Origin of the sequence: Enterobacter sp. 120016 (assembly GCF_018383635.1) — a bacterium.
In the GTDB taxonomy this organism is placed as follows: domain Bacteria; phylum Pseudomonadota; class Gammaproteobacteria; order Enterobacterales; family Enterobacteriaceae; genus Enterobacter; species Enterobacter asburiae_D.
Genome location: NZ_JAHAWC010000027.1, coordinates 1 through 17867 on the forward strand (window position 1 = coordinate 1; position 17867 = coordinate 17867).

Sequence of the window (17867 nt, forward strand, 5' to 3'; positions counted from 1 at the left end):
TTAAACATTTTAAACATTTTAAACATTTTAAACATTTTAAACATTTTAAACATTTTAAACATTTTAAACATTTTAAACATTTTAAACATTTTAAATAACGCTATTGAGCAACTTATGTCTATGCTTTTGCTTGTTGTAAAGGAGCATAAAAAATAATAAAACTGACAAAAACTTGAATGTTTAGTAAATGATTAGATTGCCTGACCCTTGACCTTTGTTACATAATCCTTCCAGTCATTCTCACCAAAAGATGACAATGGAAACTCCTTACAGATATCATCGAGTATTTGGAGCTTTGTTACATAAGAATCAGCATCAAGAGCATTCTCCCAAGCATATCCATTTCCAATATCTTCACGGCAACCTGAAATAAATACCTCACCATCAATAACCAAATGCTCTAGATATGAATACTTTTCAATTAAACACCTGTATCCATAATACTGATTACCTTTTTTTGCATGAGCCACATTGATTATTAAAAGAATAGTTATATCTGAATTTAGAAATGATCTAACCATACTTGTATAAAATTTCTTTTTTTTATGGGTGAATATACATCCATAATAATTTTTATCAATATGTTTGAGCAAGTAATAAAGAACTCTAAAGTAGCTACCATAATAAGAATCTAATTTATGCATTCGCTCATTTGCCGATATCAGATCTTTATCGTCTGCAAACCCTAACACTTCTGATAACTTCCCTCCGAAATCGTTTCGCGAAAGAAGCGTATTCAATTGCTCGTTATGCTGTTCCAAAAGTAAAGAGAAGTTCCGTTCAAATGTATCTCTTTTGTTATTTTTAGTTGAGATATACAGTGCAGCCATTACTGATGCAACAGTACCAAATGCAACGAAAAACTGAACTAAATCCTTATTATCAGCAGCTATATTCGTTAGCGTAGAAAAAAGCCATTCAAGTATATTCACTATAATACCCCTAATACAAAAAAAACAAAAAATCATTAAGAGGAAAAACAAAATCCATTCACTGTACGTTAAATCCCTACCTAGTAATCTTCTCAATACAAACCGCCACAAGCCATCTTAGAATTAAAAAATTATCCTCCAAACCAATAACATTGTAAATTATTGGGTGTGTTTTTTTACATGCCTACCCGAACTTTGTTAGGATTTAGCTATTAAACGAGAGATATTGCGTTAAAAATTTCGGGTAAAAGATCATTGTCATTCATACTGCTTAGATGAATACGATTTTGTAGCCTTAATGGCCTATGACCATGTTGCACAATTTTCTTCAAAACATGATTTATTTACAGGCCATAGAATCCCTTTCAAATGACGACAGCTGTTAGCAATAAACCGTAATCGTCACTTCTCATCATTACACTAACCAATTGATTCAATGGCAATTAATTATTTTCATTAATCCATTTGCACAAATGGTTTTTTGTTGCCTGAAATTGATAAACTAGCGATTACACAACGACATGCAACATTAATACTCCGTCTCTCCCTGACACTGTAATGAGCCACTGATATGAGCCACATCACCATTTACCACAACCCCGCCTGCGGCACCTCGCGCAACACGCTGGAGATGATCCGCAACAGCGGCACGGAGCCAGAGATTATCCTCTATCTGGAAACCCCGCCGTCGCGCGATAAGCTGACCACCCTGATTGCCGATATGGGCATTTCGGTGCGGGACCTGCTGCGTAAAAACGTGGAGCCCTATGAACAGCTCGGCCTGGCCGAAGATACGTTCACCGACGAGCAGCTTATCGAATTTATGCTGCAACACCCTATCCTGATTAACCGTCCGATCGTGGTAACCCCGCTGGGCACCCGCCTGTGCCGCCCGTCTGAAGTCGTCCTCGACATCCTGCCCGATGCGCAGAAAGGGGCGTTTACGAAAGAGGATGGCGAAGCCGTGGTGGACGCCAGCGGGAAAAAAATCTCGCCAAAGTAACCCGTTGATAATGGCGCAGTAAGGCCTGCCAACCGCATACCGCGCCCACCTGCCGAGTTGCAACAGCCGAAACCCGGCACATACTTTTGAGGGTTAATCCTGGTGAGGGTATGCAGGTATGGGCTTGAAAAACAAAACCGCCGTCATCTTCGGCGGCAGCGGCGCCATCGGCAGTTCAGCGGCGCACGCTCTGGCGCGTGAAGGGGCGGATGTGTACCTCGCCGCGCGCGACCACGCCAGGCTGGAGCGGGTCGCCAGCCGAATTCGCGCCGCCGGAGGGTCTGCCAGCACGTTTATTTTCGATGCGCTCGATGACTCCTCGCAGCTCCCGGACCTTGCCCGCATAGATGTCGTCGTCAACGCCACGGGCTTTATGCACGATCAGGGTAAACGCCTTGAGGCATTAACGCTCGGCGAGTTCAGGCAGGGTTTCGACCCCTTCCTGGCCGCGTACTTTAACATTGCGAAAGCCGCGTCGCCCCGCATGGGCGGCGAGCATGGCGGGACCATAATTACCGTCGTCGCCCCCGCCGCCACTATGACAATGGCGGGCCACCTCGGGCATATCGTCGGCTGCGCGGGAACGGAAGCCTTGACCCGGGCCCTTGCGGCTGAGCTGGGGACACACAATATTCGCGTGCTGTGCGTGCGCTCGCATGCGATAGCCGACGCGGTGCAGGCGGGTTCGTATGTGGGGACCATCTTCGCCGCCAAGGCGCAGGCGATGGGAATTACGGTTGAGCAGTTTCTCGGCGGTGCCACACAAAGTACCCTGACGCATCGCCTGCCGACGCTGGCACAGGTGGCAGACACGATTACGTTTCTGGCCTCAGATGCGGCAGGCGCCATCACGGGAACCACCGTCAATATGACCGCGGGCGCAACCTAGCGGCCGCTCTCGCCCGCAATCCTGCCCACCATCGCCCGGATCTCTTCGCGGGTTAACGGCGCCCGGTCGGTGACATAGTGCAGCGTCATCCCTTCGATGAACGCGTCCAGCGCGCGGGTGGTGACCGGGTCGAACCACTGCTCCAGCGTGGTCTGGCTCATCTTCATCCAGTCCTGCATCACCGTTTTGAGCGCCGCGCTGCGGTGCATAAAGGCGTAGAGCTGATACATCAGCGCCATGTTGTGCGGCGTGGTCACCTGCGAGCTGTGGATCAGCGTGGTGATGGATTCGCACGCCATTTCCGGGCCGGTGACGCCGGCAAAGAAATCCCGGTACTGCTGCGACATCTGCCGGGTAAACCACGTGAAGGCCTCCTCCAGCAGCGGCTCCATGCCGTCGAAATAGTAGGTCATCGACCCCAGCGGCACGCCCGCGCAGGTGGCGATTTTACGGTGCGTGACGGCGTGAATACCGTGCTCGGCGATGGTATCGAGCGTTGCCTGCAGGATCTTCTCCCGTCGATGCGGATCGTTCGGTGGTCTGCTCATAAATTCCTCACGTGGTTTGTGTACAAATGTACACAAACTTGCTAGTGTTGTCGCTATTGTTGTACTTCTGGTGCTACCCCAATGACGCTGACCTCTCCCCGTAAAGCCCTGCAGCTACGCATGTGGGCGCTGTTTATGTTCTTCTTTATTCCCGGCCTGCTGATGGCCTCCTGGGCCACGCGCACCCCCGCCATTCGCGATATTTTGTCCGTTTCTACCGCTGAAATGGGCATCGTGCTGTTCGGCCTGTCGATAGGCTCCATGAGCGGCATTCTCTGCTCCGCGTGGCTGGTAAAACGCTTCGGTACGCGGGCGGTGATCCGCACCACCATGTGTGTTGCCGTGTTCGGGATGGGGATACTGAGCGTGGCGCTGTGGTTTGCCTCGCCGCTGCTGTTCGCCCTGGGCCTGACGGTATTCGGCGGCAGCTTCGGTTCGGCTGAAGTTGCCATCAACGTTGAAGGGGCGGCGGTCGAACGTGAGATGAACAAAACCGTGCTGCCGATGATGCACGGTTTTTACAGCCTCGGCACGCTGGCCGGTGCGGGCGTGGGGATGGCCCTGACGGCCACCGGCGTGAGCGCGAATCTGCATATCCTGCTGGCGGCGCTGGTGTGCATCGTTCCGATTCTGACCGGCATCCGGGCGATCCCGGACGGCACCGGTAAGAACTCCGCTGACGAACAGCACTCGGCTGAAAAAGGGCTGCCCTTCTACCGCGACTTCCAGCTGATGCTGATCGGCGTGGTGGTGCTGGCGATGGCGTTCGCGGAAGGTTCCGCCAACGACTGGCTGCCGCTGCTGATGGTAGACGGTCACGGCTTTAGCCCGACCTCCGGCTCGCTGATTTACGCCGGGTTTACGCTGGGGATGACCGTGGGTCGCTTCACCGGCGGCTGGTTTATCGACCGCTACAGCCGCGTGGCGGTGGTCCGCGCCAGCGCCCTGCTGGGCGGCCTGGGTATTGCGATGATCATCTTTGTCGACGTGGAATGGATTGCCGGGGTCTCGGTGATCCTCTGGGGACTCGGCGCATCGCTCGGCTTCCCGCTGACCATTTCAGCCGCCAGCGATACCGGCCCAGATGCCCCGACGCGCGTCAGCGTGGTGGCAACTACGGGCTATCTCGCCTTCCTGGTCGGGCCGCCGCTGCTCGGCTTCCTCGGCGAGCACTACGGGCTGCGCAGCGCCATGCTGGTGGTGTTAGGGTTAGTCATCATCGCGGCGCTGGTGGCGCGCGCGGTGGCAAAGCCGGAAACGAATCAAACGACACTGGAGAAGGGATATGAGCGTTAAACTGATCGCCGTCGACATGGATGGTACTTTTCTGAGCGATGCCAAGACCTATAATCGGCCGCGCTTTCTGGCGCAGTACGCCCGCATGAAGGCGCAAGGCATTCGCTTCGTGGTCGCCAGCGGCAACCAGTATTACCAGCTGATCTCGTTTTTCCCGGAGATAGCGCATGAAATCGCCTTCGTCGCTGAAAACGGCGGCTGGGTCGTGAGCGAAGGTGAGGATGTCTTTAACGGCGAACTGTCGAAAGCCCATTTCGAGACCGTCGCGACCGTCTTAAACGACGTTCCGGGCATTGAGATCATCGCCTGCGGCAAAAGCAGCGCGTACACGCTGAAATGCTATGACGAGGGCTTTAAGGATATCGCGGCGAAGTACTATCACCGTCTCGAAATGGTCAGCGATTTTGACAACCTGAACGATATTTTCTTCAAGTTCGGGCTTAATGTGTCTGACGATGAAATTCCGCAGATTCAGGCGCTGCTGCATGAAAAGCTGAGCGACATCATGGTGCCCGTCACGACCGGTCACGGCAGTATCGACCTGATCATCCCCGGCGTGCATAAAGCCAACGGTTTGCGGATCCTGCAAAAGCGCTGGGGCATTGACGACAGCGAAGTGGTGGCCTTCGGCGACAGCGGCAACGACGTGGAGATGCTGCGTCAGTCCGGGTTCAGCTTTGCGATGGCGAATGCCAGACCGCATATTAAAGCGGTGGCGCGTTTTGAAGCGCCGCACAATAACGATGAAGGCGTTTTAAACGTGATTGAGAAGGTGTTGAACGGGGAGGCGCCGTTTAACTGATACCGTGCAGTATTGTGCCCTCACCCTAGCCCTCTCCCACAGGGAGAGGGGACCGTCCCGAGCTCACCCACAGGGAGAGGGAATAAACAGGTTAAGGTTGCAGGGCGTTTCCGACGCGTTTGTCTTTCAGGAACACCACCATCAGTCCAACCCACAGCACGCCATTGGCGAGGTTAAACAGGCTGAACAGCCCGTTGCCGCCCATCGCGTAGGCATGCTTGCTCACTTCGATACCGACGGTAAAAATCAGCATCTGCAGCATCCCCATCGCCGCTGAGACCGTGCCTTTACTCATCTCGCTGGCAAACAGCGTCAGGCGCACCAGCCCGGCGTTGGCCACGCCAATTCCGAAGGCATAGAGGCTCAGCCCCGCCGTCATCCACAGATAGGCGTGGGATGAAGCGACGGTCGCGACCGCAGCCAGAATCAGCCCTGCCGCAATCGGCCAGCCGCCCATGATAATCAGTGAACGCACGGTGCGGCGTGACGTCAAACGTGCCAGCACCAGGTTCCCGATGATCAGCGCGCCAAAGATCGGCACCTGCAGCAGGCCATACTCGTAGCTGCTGAGCTTTTCACCGCTGATGATAATGACCGGCGACTGCGCGATCCACGCCAGCAGCGGCAGGCTAACGAACCCGGTCGCCAGCGCGCCCGCCACAAAGCGGACATTCTTCAGCACCTCTTTGTAATCCCGCCCCAGCTCTTTCAGCGAGAGTTTCTCGCCGATGCGGGTGGCCGTTTCCGGCATCGCACGGTGCAGGCCAAAGAAGGCGAAGGCGGCGAGAAGCGCAAAGAGCACAAACATCCCTTCCCACGGCGCAACATGCACCCACGCGGCCCCCACCAGCGGCCCGAGTAAGGGGGCGATCAGCGCCACGTTCGCCATCAGCGCGGTAATTTTGATGCACACCGCCTCTTCAAACGACTCCTGAATGGCGGCATACCCCACGGCGCCGATAAAGCACAGGCTCACCCCCTGCAGGAAGCGCAGCAGGGTAAATTGCTCAATGTTTTGCGCCAGCAGCGTGGCGAGACAGGTGACGATGAACCACACCACGCCCGTCAGCATCACCGGACGGCGGCCAATACGATCCGACAGCGGCCCTAACAGCCACTGCAAAAACATGCCGCCGGCCAGATAGGCGGTCATGGAGGTCGGTACCCACTCAATTCCCGCGTTGTACTGCGCCACAACGGTCAGCATACCGGGCTGGATCATATCGTTGCCGATATAGGTAGAAAATTCGTAGAGCACCAGACACAGAGGGAAAAGCAACGCCTGACGACCCAGACGTGAACCTGAAGAAGAACGGTTTAACATGCAATCTCTTAATAATGACAAAATCGCGACGAGTTTAATGAAATGCCGCAGCCCGAGATAGTGATTTATCGAGGGTAAACAGAAATAAAGCACATATCGTCTTCGTTTAAGGTTTCCTTAATTTGACAGATTTATGATACCCCCATTACTCGTCAACGACCCCAAATTATGGCACTCACTTCCAGCCGTTCAGAATTGTCTAACTTACAGACAAATAAGACAAAACGACTTTACCGCTTGCCGGGCCGCTTTTATGGTTATCAGCTTTTCGTACTGATCGCCCTTGCCGTGCTTTTCACGTGGTTATCACGCAATGAAGCGCTCGACAGATGGATCACCGGTTTTTGGTATGACGCGGCAACGCAGAGCTTTCCGCTGCAGAAAGATCATCTGCTGGATCTGCTGAACCACCGTCTGGCGAAGTACATTGCCATCGCCTTAGGCGCCGTGGCGCTGTTTTACGGCGCTTACAAGCGTAACGCAAGGCTGGTCACGGCGGCGCTGCTGATGGGCGTTGGCGCGCTGGTGGTGGGCGTGCTGAAAAGCGTTAGCCATCACAGCTGCCCGTGGGATCTGGTGGAATATGGCGGTAAGGCTGTGTCTTATCCTCTGTTCAGCGCCGTCCCTGCTGACAGCGGTCCGGGGCGCTGTTTCCCCGGCGGTCATGCCTCCAGCGGCTTTATGGTGATGGGGCTGTTTTTTGCCTTCTGGCGCGAGCGTCCGCGTCTTGCCTGGTGCTTCGTCGCGCTGGGCGTGGTGTTAGGTCTGGCGATGGGCTACGGCCAGGTCATGCGCGGGGCGCATTTTTTCTCTCACAACCTGTGGGCCGGGTGGTGGGTCTGGTTTTCCCAGGTGGTGGTCTACGGACTTATTTCCACCCGGTTTGCTAAAGAGTGATAACGCTATGTTAGAGAATCTGAATTATCAGCTGTTTTATCTGATCAACGCCACGCCAGCCTCGCCTGAGTGGACGATCGATTTTGCCACCTTCCTGGCAAAGGATCTGATTAGTATCGTGCCTGCACTGGCTGCGATTCTCTGGCTGTGGGGCCCCCGCAGCCAGGTGAAGGCACACCGCCAGCTGGTGATCAAAGTGGCGATGGCGCTGGGCGTGAGCATTCTGGTCAGTTTCGCACTGGGTCATGTGTTCCCACACCCCCGTCCTTTTGTGGCTCACGTGGGCTATACCTTCCTGCACCACGCGCCGGATGACTCGTTCCCGAGCGATCACGGTACGGTGATCTTCACCTTCGCGCTGGCTTTCCTGTTCTGGCATCGCCTGTGGTCTGGTGCGGTCCTGATGGTGGCGGCCCTGGCAATCGCCTGGTCTCGCATTTACCTCGGCGTTCACTGGCCGCTGGATATGGTGGGCGGTTTCCTGGTCGGGCTGATTGGCTGCGTGAGCGCGGCTATCCTGTGGAGTATCTTCGGTGAAGCGCTCTACCGCACGCTGTCTTCACTCTATCGCGCCATTTTCGCTATCCCGATCCGCAAAGGCTGGATACGTGACTAACCCCAACCTGACAGGTTACACTTGAACCCCCGCCCTGCGGGGGTTCACTTTTTTTATCCCGAGGAACTATGGAAACACGTCGCGATGACCGCATTGCTCAGCTGCTACAGGCGCTGAAGCGCAGCGATAAGCTGCATCTTAAGGAAGCCGCCAACCTCCTCGGCGTCTCAGAGATGACCATTCGTCGGGATTTGAACAGCGAAAGCGCGCCCGTCGTGCTGCTGGGCGGGTATATTGTGCTTGAGCCGCGTAGCGCCAGCCATTACCTGATCAGCGACCAGAAGACGCGCCTGGTGGAAGAGAAACGCAAAGCCGCACGGCTTGCGGCCTCACTGGTACAGCCGCACCAGACGCTGTTTTTTGACTGCGGAACGACCACGCCGTGGATTATCGAAGCCATCGACAGCAGCATCCCTTTCACCGCCGTGTGCTACTCCCTGAACACCTTTCTGGCGCTTCAGGAGAAACCCGAGTGCCGGGTGATCCTCTGCGGCGGTGAGTTTCACGCCAGCAACGCCATCTTTAAGCCGCTTAACCTGCAGGACACGCTCAGCAATCTCTGCCCGGATATCGCGTTTTATTCCGCCGCAGGCGTCAACGTGCGTCAGGGCGCGACCTGCTTTAATCTGGAAGAGCTGCCGGTGAAGCACTGGGCGTTAAGCGCGGCGCAGTATCATGTGCTGGTGGTCGATCACAGCAAGTTTGGTAAGGTGCGTTCGGCAAGAATGGGCGAGCTGGCGCAGTTCGATGCCATCGTCAGCGACTGCCGCCCGGACGACGAGATCGTGGCCCATGCGAAGGCGCAGCAGGTGAAGTTGATGTATTAAGAGGGGTGCGGCCTGATGCCCTCACCCCGGCCCTCTCCCACAGGGAGAGGGAGAAAATCCATAAGGTTTAGCTAAACCAGCTGCCAAACCACCCGTGGAATTTCATCATAACGAAATCCCACATCCGGCTGAAGAAGCCGCCCTCTTCCACCGCTTCCATCACAATCAGCGGACGCTGTTCAATCGACTTACCGTTTAGCTGGAAATCAATCGTCCCGACCACCTGGCCTTTTTTCAGCGGAGCCGTGAGCTGCGGGTCGGTCAGGGTAAAGCTGGCCTTCAGGTTTTTCAGCTGACCGCGCGGAATGGTCACCGAGCCGCCTTCACCGGCGCCCAGATTCACTTCGCTCTTGTCACCGAACCAGACGCGCTGGCTGACGAACGTGGCATCCGGTTTAATCGGCGTCACGGTTTCATAGAAGCGGAAGCCCCAGGTCAGCAGTTTTTCTGACTCATTAAAGCGAATGCGGTCGGTTTTGGTGCCCAGCACCACCGAAATCAGGCGCATGTCGCCCTGGGTCGCGGAGGCCACCAGGTTATAGCCTGCGCCCGCCGTGGTGCCGGTTTTCATTCCGTCCACGTTAACGTTGCTGCTCCACAGCAGGCGGTTGCGGTTCGGCTGGCGGATTTTATTGAAGGTAAACTCTTTCTCTTTATGGATGGCGTATTCATCCGGCACGTCGTGGATCAGCGCTTTCCCCAGCAGCGCCATGTCGCGCGCGGTACTGAACTGTCCCGGCGAATCCAGACCGTGAACCGTTTTGAACGTGGTGTTGGTTAAGCCCAACTTCTGCGCATAGCCATTCATCAAGCCAATGAAAGAATCCTGACTGCCGGCAACGTAATCGGCCAGCGCGATGCACGCATCATTTCCCGACTGAATAATTACCCCTTTGTTCAGATCGGAAACGGAGACCTGATCCCCTGGCTTCAGGAACATCACGGAAGACCCGCGCAGCGCCGGGTTGCCGGTGGCCCAGGCATCCTTCCCGATGGTGACCATATCGTCCAGCTTGATCTTGCCCGCTTTCAGCGCCTGGCCTACCACGTAGCTGGTCATGATTTTGGTCAGGCTTGCCGGATCGAGTTTCTCATCCGCATTCCCTTCCGCCAGCACTTTACCGCTGGAATAGTCCATCAGGATCCAGGCGCGCGCATCCACAGGCGGCGCTTCGGGCGCAGCCTGTTCAGCTGCATAGAGAGTTGGTGCAAACAGGAAAAGGAGCGCAGAGCCTGTCGCAAGGCTGCGCAGAGAAGTCATTTTACGCGTCATAAATGCCACCCGAGTGTCCATTCAAAAATTACGTCACATCACCGTGTCGCAAGAAGCGATGAGTAATAGCGCACTAAAACGGTTAAAGAAACCCAACGAGGGTAAAGTTATTAAAGTTTATGCAATAACATTCAGATACGCTTTGATTCAGACGATTTTTTTGTCTTCTGTTGCGTAATTGTTAGGTTTATCTCACCATGGCGAAAGCTGACCCGGATTCACATCTCATCAGGAGTAAATATGATTACGCTTTGGGGCAGGAACAACTCGACCAACGTTAAGAAAGTGCTCTGGACGCTCGAGGAGCTGGATTTACCGTTCAATCAAATCATGGCTGGCATGTCGTTCGGCGTAAACAAAGAGGCCGACTATCTGGCCATGAACCCGAACGGCCTGGTGCCGCTGCTGCGCGATGATGAAACAGACGCGACGCTTTGGGAGTCCAACACCATTGTCCGTTACCTCGCCGCCCAGTACGGTCAGGGCCGCCTGTGGGTAGAGAGCCCTGCCCGGCGCGCTCAGGGCGAAAAGTGGATGGACTGGGCGAACCAGACGCTTTCGCCTACCCACCGCGTGATCCTGATGGGGCTTATCCGTACGCCGGAAGCCGAGCGCGACTATCCGGCCATTCATGCCGCTCAGGATGCGTGCGAAAACCTGTTTGCGATGATGGATGACGAACTGGCGAAGCACGCCTGGTTCTCCGGTGAGGCCTTCGGTACAGGCGATATCGCCGTGGCGCCGTTCGTCTGGAACCTGACCAATATGGGCCTGAAGTGGACGCCGCGCCCTCACCTTGAGCGCTGGCTAAAACAGCTGAGCGATCGACCGGCATACCGCAACGTGGTGATGATCCCGGTCACCTGATTACGCACCGGACGGGCTGACTTTTAACAGCTGCCCGTCCGTCTCGTCGGTCAGTACATATAAATAGCCGTCCGGCCCCACCCGCACATCACGAATACGTTGATTCCGGTCGCCCAGGATTCGCCCGTCTTCCGTCACCTTATTGCCCTCCACGCTCAGCACGATCACGTCCTTTTCCTTCAGCGCCCCGATAAACAGCTTGTTTTTCCACTGCGGGAAAGCGTCGCTGTTGTAGAACGCCATGCCGCTCACGGCAGGGGACACTTTCCAGACGAACAGCGGTTTTTCGGTTCCCTCAACGTGCTCGCCTTTAGCTTCAGGAATTTTCAGACCGCTGTAGTTAATGCCGTGCGTCGCCAGCGGCCAGCCGTAGTTCTTTCCTTTCTCCGGGATGTTGATCTCATCCCCGCCGCGCGGGCCGTGCTCGTTCAGCCACAGCGTGTCGCTCCAGGGGTTCATCGCCATCCCCTGCGGGTTGCGAATGCCGTAAGACCAGATTTCGGGTCGCGCGCCGGGGGTATTCACAAAGGGGTTATCCGGCGGCACTTTTCCGTCTTCGGTGAGGCGCACCACTTTACCCTGCAATTTATCCAGATCCTGCGCCGTCGGACGCTGGTTGTTCTCGCCGAGTCCGATAAAGAGCGCGCCTTTGCCGTCGAACACCAGTCGCCCGCCAAAATGGTTTCCGGTGGAGAGTTTCGGCATCTGGCGGAACACCACCTGGAAGGCTTCAATCCGCGTCAGATCGTCGCTTAATCGGCCATAGCCCACCGCCGTTCCAGCTTTGCCGTCACTCCCTGCTTCGGCGAAGCTCAGCCAGATGCGGCGCGATTTTTCAAAATCCGGGGCGAGGACCACGTCCAGCAATCCTCCCTGACCGTTTGCCCAGACCTTCGGCACGCCGACAATCGGATCGGACAGCCCTTTTCCGGCCTGCCAGCGTTTGAGCTGACCGTCCTTCAGGGTCACCAGCAGGCCTTTATTGTCCGGCAGAAACGCCAGGGACCAGGGGTGATCGAGTTTATTTTGCAGCACCTCGACCTTGACCGCCTCTGGCGCGGCAAGAAGCGAAAACGGAATGAACAACGCAGGCAGGGAAATTAGCGAGGATCGAGGCATAACGCGCTCCTTTATCGGCATATGGAATAAAGGTTAGCCACTGCATCCGGGCGCGTTACCACTTTTACAAAAGCTTAATCAGAAGGGGGAGTTGCCTCCCCCTGGGCTCAGTGCTGTTCAAGCTTCTCGTGCTCGTTCAGGCACATGATGCATAGAGAGAGCGTCGTCAGGCAGTTTTCAAGCTTCTCCGCGTTAACAGCGATAAAATTCGGGCAGTCGTGGCGTCCATTCATCAAACATACCCCAGCGATGGAGAGCACCTCAGCGGCGCGGCGCAGGGCGATTAGCTCACTTTCGCCGTATTTCGCCTTCAGGGTCGGTGCTTTTTCACGCATGAAATTGCAAAGTTCAAACAGGTTATCACGCAGATGTTCGCTTTCGCTGACTGACATATACCCTTTTGCCTTCCTCAACTGCAGGTACGCGGCCAGGTCGATTCGGGCGTTGATCAGCTTGTTAAGCAGATCGCGTTTTAGTCTGTCAACGGTCATGCTCTTTCCTCCTCTGTCAGCCATTGTGCATATTCAGGATAAGTACATTTTTTGTACAGTTTAATGCCTGGGATCAATTTTTATTAACTGATTAACATTATTTACAATGTTACAACCTCTGACCGGCGCATCCGCCTTGCAAAGAGTGTATAAATCCCCCGCGATACGCTGTAAAATCCCGCCCTGATAACTCCATAATTGATGAATTTTTAACCTATGAGCAATGTTACGCACCAGCCGAAAATCGGCTTCGTCTCCCTGGGCTGCCCGAAAAACCTGGTGGATTCAGAACGCATCCTGACTGAACTGCGCACCGAGGGCTATGACGTGGTGCCAAGCTACGACAACGCCGATATGGTGATCGTTAACACCTGCGGGTTTATCGACAGCGCGGTTCAGGAGTCACTGGAAGCCATCGGTGAAGCCCTGACGGAAAACGGCAAAGTGATTGTTACCGGCTGTCTGGGCGCGAAAGAAGACCAGATCCGCGAAGTGCACCCGAAGGTGCTGGAGATCACCGGTCCGCACAGCTACGAGCAGGTGCTGGAACATGTTCATCACTACGTGCCAAAACCAAAACACAACCCGTTCCTGAGCCTGGTGCCAGAGCAGGGCGTGAAGCTGACGCCGCGCCACTACGCGTACCTGAAAATTTCCGAAGGCTGCAACCATCGCTGCACCTTCTGCATCATCCCGTCCATGCGTGGCGATCTGGTGAGCCGTCCGATTGGCGAAGTGCTGGCGGAAGCTAAACGTCTGGCCGACGCGGGCGTGAAGGAACTGCTGGTCATCTCCCAGGACACCTCGGCCTACGGCGTGGACGTTAAGCACCGCTCCGGTTTCCACAACGGCGAGCCGGTGAAAACCAGCATGGTGGGCCTGTGCGAGCAGCTGTCCAAGCTCGGTATCTGGACGCGTCTGCACTACGTCTACCCGTACCCGCACGTTGACGATGTGATCCCGCTGATGGCGGAAGGCAAAATTCTGCCGTACCTGGATATCCCGCTGCAGCACGCCAGCCCACGTATCCTGAAGCTGATGAAGCGTCCTGGCTCCGTTGATCGCCAGCTGGCGCGCATCAAGCAGTGGCGCGAGATCTGTCCGGATCTGACCCTGCGCTCCACCTTCATCGTCGGCTTCCCGGGTGAAACCGAAGAAGACTTCCAGATGCTGCTCGACTTCCTCAAAGAAGCCCGTCTGGACCGCGTAGGCTGCTTCAAGTACAGCCCGGTAGAAGGCGCTACCGCCAACGAGCTGGCGGACCAGGTGCCGGAAGAGGTGAAAGAAGAGCGCTGGAACCGCTTCATGCAGCTGCAGCAGCAGATCTCTGCCGAGCGTCTGCAGGAAAAAGTGGGCCGCGAGATCATGGTGATCGTTGACGAAGTGGACGAAGAAGGCGCGATTGGCCGCAGCATGGCGGACGCCCCTGAAATCGACGGCGCGGTGTACCTGAACGGCGAAACCAGCGTTAAGCCGGGTGATATTATTCGCGTGAAGGTTGAAAACGCGGACGAGTATGACCTGTGGGGTAGCCGGGTTTAATCCCCCCACTCCGCTTTTGTAGGCCGGGTAAGGCGTAGCCGCCGCCCGGCACATTTCACTGCACTACCCCTTAATCCTCGGATCCAGCGCGTCGCGCAGCCCGTCCCCCAGCAGGTTAAACGCCAGCACGGTCAGAAAAATCGCCAGACTCGGGAAGATCGCCACGTGCGGTGCAATTACCATATCCGCCCTCGCCTCGTTCAGCATCGCGCCCCACTCCGGCGTTGGCGGCTGTGCCCCTAACCCCAGAAACGACAGGCTGGCCGCCGAGATAATCGACACGCCGATGCGCATGGTGAAATAGACCACGATGGATGACACCGTACCCGGCAGAATATGGCTGAACAGGATCGTGGCGTCGCTGGCTCCCATACTGCGGGCGGATTCGATAAAGGTCTGCTGTTTCAGCACCAGCGTGTTGCCGCGCACCAGACGGGCAAACGCCGGTATCGAAAAGACCGCGACCGCAATGATGACGTTCGCCATGCCGCTGCCCATGATCGCCACCACGGCAATCGCCAGCAAAATGCCGGGGAAAGCAAACAGCACGTCGCAGATACGCATGATGATGCGGTCCCACCAGCCTTCGTAATACCCGGCAACGAGACCCAGCACGGTGCCGATGGCCGCGCCGATCAGCACCGCGAACACCCCGGCGGCAAGCGAGATCTGCGCCCCCACCAGCACGCGGCTAAAGATATCGCGCCCGAGGGAGTCCACGCCGAACCAGTGCAGCATCGACGGTCCGTCGTTCAGGCGGTCATAGTCAAAATAGTTTTCCGCATCAAACGGCGCCACCCACGGCGCAATCACCGCCACCGCAATCAGCAGCAGCACAAACAGCCCCGCGGTCATCGCGACCGGCTGGCGGCGAAAACGCCGCCAGAATTCAGACCACGGGGTGCGGACGTGGTCCGGTTTTAGCCCCGGCATCGCGTTTAAAACGGCCTGACGTCGCCAGTTCAACAATCGCATCTTACTTGTACCTGATGGCCGGGTTAATGGCGGCGTAGAGCACGTCCACCACTAAGTTGATAAGAATAAACTCCAGCGAGAAAAGCAGGACTTCCGCCTGAATCACCGGGTAGTCGCGCATCTCGACGGAATCGACCAGCAGGCGTCCCAGGCCCGGCCAGTTGAAGACCTTTTCCACGACGATAGAGCCGCCCAGCAGGAAGCCAAACTGCAGCCCCATCATCGTCACCACCGGAATCATCGCATTGCGAAAGCCGTGCTTGAGAATGACCCACTTCTCGCTGACCCCTTTCGCCCGCGCGGTGCGAATATAATCTTCGCTCAGCACGTCAACGAACGAGGCGCGGGTAAAGCGGGCCATCACCGCCGAAACGGCAGCCCCCAGCGTCATGGAAGGCAGGATGTAATGCTTCCAGGTATCGGCCCCGACGGTCGGCAGCCAGCCCAGCTCGACGGAGAAGATCTGCATCAGCAGCATCCCCAGCGCGAACGCCGGGAAGGAGATGCCGGTCACCGCCAGCGCCATGCCGAGCTTGTCCGGCCAGCGGTTGCGCCAGACGGCCGCGACAATCCCGGCGCCAAGCCCAAACACCACCGCCCAGCTCATGCTGGCGATCGTTAACCAGAACGTCGGCATAAAGCGGCTGGCAATCTCCTCCGACACCGGACGGCGCGACACCATCGAGATACCAAAATCGCCCTGCAGAACGTTGCAAATATAATGGATGAACTGCATATACAGCGGCTGGTCGAGGCCAAGCTGCTTACGCACCAGGTCAATGACAGTGGCATCCGCTTCAGGCCCGGCAACCAGACGTGCCGGATCGCCCGGCAGCATATGGACAAACAGAAACACCAGGACCGCCACAATCAGCAGCGTCGGAATAAGCCCCAGCAGGCGTTTACAAACATAATTCAGCATGAGGTTTATTTTAAATCCGCATCGTCAAAGCTAAAGCCCGTGTCCGGCATGATGTAGAACCCGGTCAACGCTTTGTTGTGGGCTGACACCAGTTTCTCCACCACCAGCGGCACCCACGGTGACTCTTTCCAGATAACATCCTGCGCGTCTTTGTAGAGGCGCGCTTTCTCTTCCGGTTTGGTGGTTTTCAGGGCATCGGCCAGGTCTTTGTCCACCTGCGGATTGCTGTAAAACGCGGTGTTGAACAGGGCTGGCGGCCAGTTCTGCGAGGCGAACAGCGGCGACAGCGCCCAGTCGGCTTCACCGGTCGAGGCCGTCCAGCCGGTATAGAACATCCGCACCCCGCTCTCTTTCTGCCCTTTCCCCTCCACTTCTGCCGCACGCTGTCCGGCATCCATCGCGGTCACCTGCGCCTTGATGCCGACCTGCGCCAGCTGCTGCTGGGTAAACTGCAGCACCTTCTGGGCGGTGCTGTGATTATGCGACGACCACAGCGTGGTGCTGAAACCGTTCGGGAAGCCCGCCTCTTTCAGCAGCTCGCGCGCTTTGGCCGGATCGTACGGCCACGGCTGATAGCTTTGCGCATAGGCGATTGCCGGCGGCAGCACGCCGGTCGCCGGGGTGGCATAGCCCGCAAAGGCGACCTTCACCAGCGCCTGACGGTTAATGGCGTAGTTGATGGCCTCACGCACCTTCGGGTTATCGAACGGCTTTTGCGTGACGTTCATGCTGATGTAGCGCTGCATGATCGACGGGCTGGCGACCAGCTCCAGCTTGCTGTTTTTCTGCAAAATGGCGGCCTGCTCATATGGGATCGGGAAGGCAAACTGCGCCTCGCCGGTTTGCAGCATCGCCGCGCGGGTGTTGTTGTCCACCACCGGACGCCAGGTAATGGTATCGAGCTTCGGCAGCCCCTGCTGCCAGTATCCGGCGAATTTCTTCACCTTCACAAAATCGGTCTGGTTCCAGGTGAGCAGTTCGTAAGGGCCGGTGCCAACAGGGTGGAAGCCGATCTCCTTGCCGTATTTCTTCAGCGCGGCAGGGGAAATCATCGCCGTTGCCGGATGCGCCAGAATATTGATAAACGCGGAGAACGGCTCTTTCAGGGTGATTTTTACCGTCGCCGGGTCGACCACCTCGGTGCTGGCGATATTTTTATACAGGTTATAGCGCTTGAGGCTATTTTCCGGATTGCTGGCGCGATCGAGGTTAACCTTCACCGCCTCCGCATTGAAATCTGTCCCATCCTGGAACTTCACGCCGGTTCTGAGCTTAATGGTATACACCAATCCGTCGTCGGACACGGTGTACCCCTCCGCCAGCACGTTTTTGAGCTTCATCTCTTTATCCAGGCCGAAAAGGCCCTGATAGAACGATTTCGCCACCGCCTGAGAGAGCGTATCGTTGGCGTCATACGGATCGAGCGTGGTGAAATTCGAGCCGACGGCAACCACCACATCTTTGGCAGCGAACGCGGGGGCAGCGGCCAGGGCTGCCGTCACGCTCGCGGCTAACAACCATCTACGCGCTACAAATGTAACCAT

18 protein-coding genes are annotated in these 17867 nt (G+C 56.2%); 9 read left to right on the forward strand and 9 right to left on the reverse strand.

The features are described 5' to 3' along the window. Positions 1 to 191: 191 nt before the first annotated feature. Positions 192 to 932 (reverse strand): putative phage abortive infection protein, encoded by a 741-nt coding sequence (locus KIF87_RS23480; RefSeq protein ID WP_213330718.1) that lies wholly within the window; start codon positions 930 to 932, stop codon positions 192 to 194. A 571-nt stretch (positions 933 to 1503) separates the two neighbouring features. On the opposite strand from KIF87_RS23480, the gene arsC reads away from it, so the two are divergent. Next, a complete protein-coding gene (gene arsC, locus KIF87_RS22165) occupies positions 1504 to 1935 on the forward strand; it encodes a glutaredoxin-dependent arsenate reductase (protein ID WP_213330720.1) in 432 nt (143 codons plus the stop codon). 118 nt (positions 1936 to 2053) lie between these two features. Then, on the forward strand, positions 2054 to 2824 hold the full coding sequence (locus tag KIF87_RS22170; RefSeq protein ID WP_213330722.1) for an SDR family NAD(P)-dependent oxidoreductase: 771 nt from the start codon (positions 2054 to 2056) through the stop codon (positions 2822 to 2824). Here KIF87_RS22170 and KIF87_RS22175 read toward each other — a convergent pair. Beyond that, entirely contained in the window at positions 2821 to 3372 is a 552-nt protein-coding gene (locus tag KIF87_RS22175; protein ID WP_047061468.1) for a TetR/AcrR family transcriptional regulator, read from the reverse strand. The two genes, KIF87_RS22170 and KIF87_RS22175, sit on opposite strands and share 4 nt — an antisense overlap. An 81-nt stretch (positions 3373 to 3453) precedes the next feature. On the opposite strand from KIF87_RS22175, the gene KIF87_RS22180 reads away from it, so the two are divergent. After that, on the forward strand, positions 3454 to 4668 hold the full coding sequence (locus KIF87_RS22180; RefSeq protein WP_213330724.1) for an MFS transporter: 1215 nt from the start codon (positions 3454 to 3456) through the stop codon (positions 4666 to 4668). Continuing rightward, entirely contained in the window at positions 4658 to 5470 is an 813-nt protein-coding gene (locus tag KIF87_RS22185; RefSeq protein WP_213330726.1) for a Cof-type HAD-IIB family hydrolase, read from the forward strand. Before KIF87_RS22180 ends, KIF87_RS22185 begins: the two co-directional genes overlap by 11 nt. Before the next feature lie 91 nt (positions 5471 to 5561). On the opposite strand, the gene KIF87_RS22190 is transcribed toward KIF87_RS22185, so the two are convergent. Then, positions 5562 to 6794 carry an MFS transporter gene (locus KIF87_RS22190; RefSeq protein WP_063143065.1) on the reverse strand — a complete coding sequence of 411 codons (1233 nt, stop codon included), beginning with the start codon at positions 6792 to 6794 and terminating at the stop codon, positions 5562 to 5564. Between the two features lie 168 nt (positions 6795 to 6962). Between KIF87_RS22190 and KIF87_RS22195 the strand changes: the two genes are divergently transcribed. The 3 genes from KIF87_RS22195 (at position 6963) to deoR (ending at position 9134) form a co-directional block, all read left to right on the forward strand. Then, the gene (locus KIF87_RS22195; RefSeq protein WP_213330728.1) at positions 6963 to 7691 is read left to right on the forward strand and encodes a phosphatase PAP2 family protein; all 729 of its coding nucleotides are present in this window, start codon (positions 6963 to 6965) and stop codon (positions 7689 to 7691) included. 7 nt (positions 7692 to 7698) lie between these two features. Further along, a complete protein-coding gene (gene ybjG, locus KIF87_RS22200) occupies positions 7699 to 8307 on the forward strand; it encodes an undecaprenyl-diphosphate phosphatase (RefSeq protein ID WP_213330730.1) in 609 nt (202 codons plus the stop codon). Positions 8308 to 8375: 68 nt separating this feature from the next. Further along, entirely contained in the window at positions 8376 to 9134 is a 759-nt protein-coding gene (deoR, locus tag KIF87_RS22205; protein ID WP_008503427.1) for a DNA-binding transcriptional repressor DeoR, read from the forward strand. 67 nt (positions 9135 to 9201) lie between these two features. On the opposite strand, the gene dacC is transcribed toward deoR, so the two are convergent. After that, on the reverse strand, positions 9202 to 10407 hold the full coding sequence (gene dacC, locus KIF87_RS22210) for a serine-type D-Ala-D-Ala carboxypeptidase (protein WP_047061880.1): 1206 nt from the start codon (positions 10405 to 10407) through the stop codon (positions 9202 to 9204). Positions 10408 to 10647: 240 nt separating this feature from the next. Between dacC and KIF87_RS22215 the strand changes: the two genes are divergently transcribed. Next, positions 10648 to 11274, forward strand: a complete 627-nt coding sequence (locus KIF87_RS22215) for a glutathione S-transferase family protein (protein WP_121425685.1) — start codon at positions 10648 to 10650, stop codon at positions 11272 to 11274. On the opposite strand, the gene KIF87_RS22220 is transcribed toward KIF87_RS22215, so the two are convergent. Continuing rightward, complete coding sequence (locus KIF87_RS22220; protein ID WP_213330732.1) at positions 11275 to 12393, reverse strand: PQQ-dependent sugar dehydrogenase; 1119 nt, start codon at positions 12391 to 12393, stop codon at positions 11275 to 11277. Positions 12394 to 12500: 107 nt separating this feature from the next. Next, a complete protein-coding gene (gene bssR / locus KIF87_RS22225) occupies positions 12501 to 12884 on the reverse strand; it encodes a biofilm formation regulator BssR (protein ID WP_023310914.1) in 384 nt (127 codons plus the stop codon). Positions 12885 to 13100: 216 nt separating this feature from the next. On the opposite strand from bssR, the gene rimO reads away from it, so the two are divergent. Further along, positions 13101 to 14426, forward strand: coding sequence for a 30S ribosomal protein S12 methylthiotransferase RimO (gene rimO, locus KIF87_RS22230; protein WP_058841665.1), 1326 nt, complete (start codon positions 13101 to 13103; stop codon positions 14424 to 14426). A 63-nt stretch (positions 14427 to 14489) separates the two neighbouring features. Here the strand turns inward: rimO and gsiD are convergent, their stop codons facing one another. Genes gsiD through gsiB form a run of 3 tightly spaced genes read right to left on the reverse strand, consistent with a single transcriptional unit; the run spans position 14490 to position 17867 of the window. Then, positions 14490 to 15401: a glutathione ABC transporter permease GsiD gene (gsiD, locus tag KIF87_RS22235; protein WP_024908682.1), complete on the reverse strand. Its 912-nt coding sequence runs from the start codon at positions 15399 to 15401 to the stop codon at positions 14490 to 14492. Position 15402: 1 nt separating this feature from the next. Further along, positions 15403 to 16323: a glutathione ABC transporter permease GsiC gene (gene gsiC, locus KIF87_RS22240; RefSeq protein WP_116343413.1), complete on the reverse strand. Its 921-nt coding sequence runs from the start codon at positions 16321 to 16323 to the stop codon at positions 15403 to 15405. Positions 16324 to 16328: 5 nt separating this feature from the next. Continuing rightward, on the reverse strand, positions 16329 to 17867 hold the full coding sequence (gene gsiB / locus KIF87_RS22245; protein ID WP_213330734.1) for a glutathione ABC transporter substrate-binding protein GsiB: 1539 nt from the start codon (positions 17865 to 17867) through the stop codon (positions 16329 to 16331).